The organism is Stenotrophomonas sp. 05L413, from assembly GCF_056397945.1.
In genome coordinates this window covers 383217-389682 of the sequence record NZ_JBFTOL010000006.1, presented here as the reverse complement: position 1 = coordinate 389682, position 6466 = coordinate 383217, and the positions used below count along the sequence as shown (strand labels likewise).

Sequence of the window (6466 nt, the reverse complement as noted above, 5' to 3'; positions counted from 1 at the left end):
GTGGAACCACCCGATCCCATCCCGAACTCGGAAGTGAAACGCAGCTGCGCCGATGGTAGTGTGGCCTAAGCCATGCGAGAGTAGGTCATCGCCAGGGTTTTTACCCCGAAAACCCCGCTGCTCACGCAGCGGGGTTTTCTTTTATTGCAGACACCTGGTTTTTACAGGTATCTGTTTCTCGGAAGAGACCTCTGCCGAGCTGGCGCAACGCGCTGCTCCAACCGTCTCCCTGGTGAAATTAGCGCTGTGGCACCACCCGATCCCATCCCGAACTCGGAAGTGAAACGCAGCTGCGCCGATGGTAGTGTGGCCTAAGCCATGCGAGAGTAGGTCATCGCCAGGGTTTACACCCAAAACCCCGCTGCTCACGCAGCGGGGTTTTTTTTGTCCTTCTCCCGACGGATGGGAGCGCCTCATTTCATGTGCCACAGCAGATGAGCACGGTCATGCGTATGCGGCCAGTGCGGTGGGTGTCGTTGGGTAGTTCTGCGTTTTGGGAATGGTGGCGTCTCCGCTTGCATCTTCCGCGAGCGTGAGGGCCCCGTAGCGGCCGGCAGGCCCCTCGGCAAATGTCCCCCGGTCCACGGTCCACGGTCCCCGGTCCCCGGTCCCCGGTCCCCCGGCCGCCGCCTGACGGCGACGCCCTCCTCCTTGATGTTGCCCAGGCGCCTACCGGCCGCTACGAGGCTTCGCGTGCTGTGTGCGGACTGACCAGATCAATCCCGGCACTCGCTGTCGCGCTGATGCTGGGCGGCGCCAGTTGTCTGGATACGTTGGGTCGCGATGCCCTTGTGGGCAAAATCAACGAGGAGGGCGTCGCCGCAAGGCGGCGGCCGGGGGCGTCACCGGCAAGGGTATCGCGCCCCAAAGCCCGACCAACCCAGCCGCCGACCCAAAAAAAACGGCGCCTAGAAAGGCGCCGTTTTCATGAAGCAAAGATCACGTCACAGCAATCAACCGCTCAGCGTGCAGACTCCGCGGCCGGCGTCTCAGCGCCCTTGCCCTTCATCATCGCATCGCGTGCCGCCTTGAACGGATTGCCCTCGTACCAGTTCGGCCACCGGTCGCCGCCGGCCAGTTCCTTGCCAACCCCGTACAGCAGCTGCAGGTCCTCAACCGTGCCATCCAGCTTCCAGGTTGCGGGATCGAACTCGTCCTTCGGGCCGTGGTAACGGTGGCTGCCATAGTCTTCGGCGGCCTTGCGGCCCGCCTCGACACCGCCGTCGCGCAGATCCTCACCACCGTCCGCATAGAGCGCCGGCACACCCGCCTTGGCGAAGTTGAAGTGATCCGAACGGAAGTAGAAGCCGCTCTGCACCGCGGTCTCGCCGTGCAGGGTACGCCCCTGGTTCGCGGCCAGCGGCTTGAGGATGTCTTCCAGCTCGGAGCTGCCGAAGCCGGTCACGGTCATGTCCTTGGCACGGCCTGCCACCGACATCGCATCGATGTTGATCACACCGGCGATCTTGTCCAGCGGGAAGGTCGGGTGGCTGACGTAGTACTTCGAGCCCAGCAGGCCGGACTCTTCCAGCGTCACTGCCAGGAACACCACCGAACGCTCCGGTGCTGGCTGCTGGTGCACCATCGCATCGGCGACCTCCAGGATGCCGGCCACGCCGGTCGCGTTGTCGACCGCGCCGTTGTAGATGGTGTCGCCCTGCTCACCTTCGTGCTTGCCCAGGTGATCCCAGTGCGCCATGTAGAGCACGGCTTCATCGGCACGCTTGCTGCCCGGCAGGACGCCGACCACGTTGCGCGACTTCTTCTCGGCGATGGTGCTCTTCAGATCGAAGGACACCTTGGCCTTCAGCGGGACCGGCTTGAAGCCGCGCTTGCTGGCGTCCTTGTACGCTTTGTCCAGATCCAGGCCGGCCTCGGCGAACAGCTGGCGGGCGGCGTCGGCGCTCAGCCAGCCTTGTGCCGGGAGGCGCGCTTCCGGGTCATCCTTGGCCGGCAGGTCGTACTGCGGGCCGGCCCACGAGTTCTTGACCACGTCCCAACCGTAGGAGGCACCGGCGGTGTCATGCACGATCAGCGCGGCGGCGGCGCCCTTGCGTGCGGCCTCTTCGAACTTGTACGTCCAGCGCCCGTAATAGGTCATGCGCTTGCCGTCGAACAGCTTCTCGTCGTTGACGTGGAAGCCGGGATCGTTGACGAACATCACGACCGTCTTGCCCTTCCAGTCCTGGCCGGCATAGTCGTTCCACTTCTGCTCCGGCGCATCCACGCCGTAGCCGACGAACACCAGGTCGCTGGCCTCGACCTTGACGTCCGGCTGGCCGCTGCGGGTGCCGATCACCATGTCGGTGCCGAACGTCAGCTCGCGGGTCTTGCCGGCCTGGTCCAGCGTCAGCACGGTCGACTCATCGGCCGTGGTCTCGGTCATCGCCACGTCCTGGAACCAACTGTCGCCGTTGCCTGGCTGCAGGCCGATGCGCTGCATCTGGTCGCGGATGTAATTGACGGTCAGCTCTTCGCCCTTGCTGCCCGGGGAGCGGCCTTCGAACGCATCCGAAGCCAAGGTCTTGACCAGTTCGGCGAAGTCGCCGGCATTGATCTCGGGCGAGAACGCATGGCCCGGTGCGGTCGGTGCCGCGTCGGTGGCAGGCGCCGCGGTGGGCGCGGCGGATTCGCCCTTGCATGCGGTCAACGCAGCGGCAGCGGCAAGGCACAACAGAAGTTTGCGGGGCATCATCGGTTCCTGGAACGGGAAAGGCGGGTGCGCAGCGCACCAGTGGCCACCATATCAATCCTGTGGCGCGGTGTCGGTATCGAAGGGCACTGCCACGGCGCCGCTGACCGGGCCGATGCGGGCAGTGCGGTGCACATACAGGGTGACCTCGCGCTCGAACTGCAGGGATCCATTGACCGACGAGTTCGGCCCGATGATCACGCGCGGCTTGCGGCCGGGGGTCAGCGACAGGTTGAAGTTCGGCTTCTTGACCTCGATTCCGCCTTCGACCTGCGAACCCACGCCCACGGTGATGTCACCGTTGACGGTTTCGATGCCGCGCGCCACGCGCGTTTCGACCAGCCCGATGCTGCCGTTGACCGTTTCCAGCCCGCCGTCGATCTGGGTGCCGCGATCCAGGAAGATGCCGCCGTTGACGGTGTCCACGCCGCCACTGGCAACCACTTCGCGCCCGACCCGCACGCTGCCATTGACCGTGGAAATGCCGCCGGTACGCGCGCGATCGGCCACGCGGATGCCGCCGTTGACGGTTTCGATGCGACCGGTGACCGCGCCTTCGGCGACCTTGATGCCGCCGTTGACCGTCTCCAGATTGCCGTAGCTCTGGCCGGCCTCGGCGGAGATGCTGCCGTTGACCTTGCTGATGTTGTCGCTTGCGAAGGCCGGCGCACAGGGCAGCGTCAGGGCCAGCAGCAGCGGAAGCAGGGAGCGTTTCATGGGAACCTCGATGGTGGAGCGCGGCTGGCAGGCCGCCTGCAGGAATGTCACCATGCATCGTTGCAATCCGCATCTGCCTGAAGTCACTGGAAAGCCCTTGCGCCACAACGCCTTTTCCTCACGCCGGGATAACAATCCGACCGACGGACGCGGTCGCACGCAGTGGCTGACCCCAGCGTTGCGTGCGCTGCTGCTGGCCGTGGCCGTTCTCGGCGCCAGCCCGCTGGCTGCACAATCCTCCAAGGAAGCCGAACGCAAGCTGCAGAAGCTGCGCAGCGAGCTCAAGGGCGTGGCCCAGGAGCGGCGGAATCTGGAAGGGCAGCGCGGGCAGGCGTCGCGCCAGCTGCGCGACGCCGATGAGAAGGTCGCCCGCACAGGGCGCGTGCTGGCCCAGACCGAAACCGCATTGCAGCGCGAGACCCGCGCCATGAACGAACTGCAGGCCAAGCGCGATGCGCTGCAGGCCGGCCTGCAGCAGCAGCGGGCGGAACTGGCCTCGCTGTTGCGCGCGGCGTACCGCATCGGCAACAACGCGCCGTTGAAGCTGCTGCTGTCGCAGGACCGTGTCGCCGATGCGAACCGCAGCCTGGCCTATCACCGGTATCTGCAGCGCGAGCGCGCGCAGCGTATCCAGTCCCTGACGGCTGATCTCACCGAACTGCAGCGCGTGGAGACGGAAATCGTCGAACGGCGCAAGGCACTGGAAGGCACCCGCCAACAGCAGAAACAGCAGGTCGCCACGCTGGCCGACGATCGTCGCGAGCGGGCGGCCACGGTCGCCTCGCTGGACGAACGGTACAAAGACCGCAGCGAACGCGAAAAAGCCTTGGGCCAGGATGCCAAGGCGCTGGAAACCCTGCTGGCCAATCTGCGCGCCGCCGCCGCCCGTGCCGAAGCCGAGCGTCGTGCTGCCGCGCGCCGCGCCGCCGCGGAGAAGGCGGCCGCCGAGAAGGCGGACCGGGCCGCCGCCGCGAATGGTACCCGGCCAGCGCCGCGTGCGACCAAGACGCCCCCTGCGGTTGCCTCCGCGCCTGCGCCCAAGGTGGGCGGTCTGGGCTGGCCGTTGTCGGGCAATCTGCTCGCCCGCTACGGTGGCAAGCTGCCCGATGGACGCACCAGCAGTGGTGTGCTGATCGGTGCACCCGCTGGCAGCACCATCACCGCCGTGGCAGATGGCACGGTGGTGTTTTCCGATTGGATGACCGGCTACGGCATGATCCTGATCGTCGATCACGGCAACGGCTACATGAGCCTCTATGCGCACAACGACACGCTGCTGCGTGATGCCGGCGCCACGGTGAAGAAGGGCGAGGCCGTGGCCAAGGTCGGCAATTCCGGTGGCCAAGGCGTGACCGCGCTGTACTTCGAACTGCGCCGCAATGGACAGCCGGTGGACCCGGGCAGCTGGCTGCAGCGGCGATAAACCGCGCCCAACACGGGCGCGCCGCCAGGCACGGGGTTCAACGGGAATTTATCGTCGCTTCGCGCATAATCGGGCGACGCACCCCCGTGCGTGGTCAACCGTCCCCCGCTCATCCTGGAGTGCTTCATGCGCGTAGCCCGTTCCGCCACCTTGCTGCTGGCCCTGTTGCCCGCGGTGTCCTGGGCGCAGCAGACCGCCGAAGCGCCGGCACGCGGGGCCGATGCGGCCACCACGGAAGAAGCGGTGACCTCACGGGTTCCGTTGGAAGAGATCCGCCGCTACGTCGCGGTCTACAACGCGGTGCGCGCCGCCTACGTGGATCCGGTCGACGACAAGAAGCTGATGCAGTCCGCCATCCGTGGCCTGCTGCTGGACCTGGATCCGCACAGCACCTACTTCGACAAGGAAGACGCCGAAGCCTTCGATGAGCAGGCCAACGGCGCCTACGACGGCATCGGCGTGGAGCTGCAGCAGCAGCCCGACAACAGCAGCCTGAAAGTCATTTCGCCGATCGACGAGACCCCGGCCGCACGCGCGGGCATTCTTGCCGGCGATCTGATCATCGCCATCGACGGCAAGCCGATCAGCGCGATCGAAGCCACCGAACCGCTGCGCGGCGTGGCCGGGACCAAGGTCGTGCTGACCCTGGTGCGCGAAGGCAAGCCCAAGCCGTTCGATGTCACCGTCACCCGCGAGACCATCCGCGTCACCAGCGTGCGCAGCAGGATGCTGGAACCCGGCTATGGCTACATCCGCCTGAGCACCTTCCAGGCCGACACCGGTGCCGATTTCCAGAAGCACGTTGCCCAGCTGCAGCAGCAGGCCGGTGGCAAGCTCAAGGGCCTGGTGCTTGATCTGCGCAGCAACCCGGGTGGCCTGCTCACCGCCGCTGTGCAGGTGGCCGACGATCTGCTCGAGAAGGGCAACATCGTCAGCACCCGCGGCCGCATCTCGATCAGCGATGCCCGTTTCGATGCGACCCCGGGCGATCTGCTCAAGGGTGCGCCGGTCGTGGTGCTGGCCGACGCCGGTTCGGCCAGTGCCTCCGAAGTACTGGCCGGCGCGCTGCGCGACAACGGCCGCGCCCGCGTGGTCGGCAGCCGCACCTTCGGCAAGGGCTCGGTGCAGACCGTGCTGCCGCTGGACAATGGGGACTCGGTGAAACTCACTACCGCGCGGTATTTCACGCCGAGCGGCAAGTCGATCCAGGCCACCGGCATCATCCCCGACGTGCTGCTGCAGCCGGAAAAGCGCGCCGGCGATGACGACCTGCCAGCCAGCCTGACCGACTACAGCGAAGCCACGTTGCCCGGTCACCTGCGCGGTGATGAAGAAGGCACCGAAGGCTACAAGGCCGGTGACGTGCTGCCCGGTGATGGCCCGATCAATGACGCGCTGGCCGAATTGAAGCAGCCGGGTTCGGTGCTGGCCAGGCAGAAGGCGGACGCGGCGAAGAAGCCGGCGGCCAAGCCGGCAGCGGCCGCGGTCAAGCCGGCCGACGCGAAGTCATCAGATGCGAAGCCGTCAGAAACGAAGCCGGCGGAAGCACCTGCGACTGCGCCGGCTCCTCCCGCGCCTGCCAAGCCGGATGCACCGGCGTCGACAGCGCCGGTCAAGCCCTGAACGGTAGTGCC

4 protein-coding genes and 2 rRNA genes are annotated in these 6466 nt (G+C 66.5%); 4 read left to right on the top strand and 2 right to left on the bottom strand.

Annotated elements, in window-relative coordinates:
* Both rrf (AC1DIQ_RS15525) and rrf (AC1DIQ_RS15520) read left to right on the top strand, forming a co-directional pair.
* Positions 1 to 97 (top strand): 5S ribosomal RNA (gene rrf, locus AC1DIQ_RS15525); the annotation flags it as partial.
* A 131-nt stretch (positions 98 to 228) separates the two neighbouring features.
* A 5S ribosomal RNA gene (gene rrf, locus AC1DIQ_RS15520) occupies positions 229 to 343 on the top strand.
* Between the two features lie 618 nt (positions 344 to 961).
* On the opposite strand, the gene AC1DIQ_RS15515 is transcribed toward rrf (AC1DIQ_RS15520), so the two are convergent.
* Positions 962 to 2692, bottom strand: a complete 1731-nt coding sequence (locus tag AC1DIQ_RS15515) for a M28 family metallopeptidase (protein ID WP_121042234.1) — start codon at positions 2690 to 2692, stop codon at positions 962 to 964.
* 54 nt (positions 2693 to 2746) lie between these two features.
* On the bottom strand, positions 2747 to 3409 hold the full coding sequence (locus tag AC1DIQ_RS15510) for a hypothetical protein (RefSeq protein ID WP_478050347.1): 663 nt from the start codon (positions 3407 to 3409) through the stop codon (positions 2747 to 2749).
* A 97-nt stretch (positions 3410 to 3506) separates the two neighbouring features.
* Between AC1DIQ_RS15510 and AC1DIQ_RS15505 the strand changes: the two genes are divergently transcribed.
* Both AC1DIQ_RS15505 and AC1DIQ_RS15500 read left to right on the top strand, forming a co-directional pair.
* On the top strand, positions 3507 to 4832 hold the full coding sequence (locus AC1DIQ_RS15505) for a murein hydrolase activator EnvC family protein (RefSeq protein WP_478050354.1): 1326 nt from the start codon (positions 3507 to 3509) through the stop codon (positions 4830 to 4832).
* Between the two features lie 126 nt (positions 4833 to 4958).
* Complete coding sequence (locus AC1DIQ_RS15500; RefSeq protein ID WP_478050346.1) at positions 4959 to 6455, top strand: S41 family peptidase; 1497 nt, start codon at positions 4959 to 4961, stop codon at positions 6453 to 6455.
* The last annotated feature ends 11 nt before the right edge of the window (positions 6456 to 6466 follow it).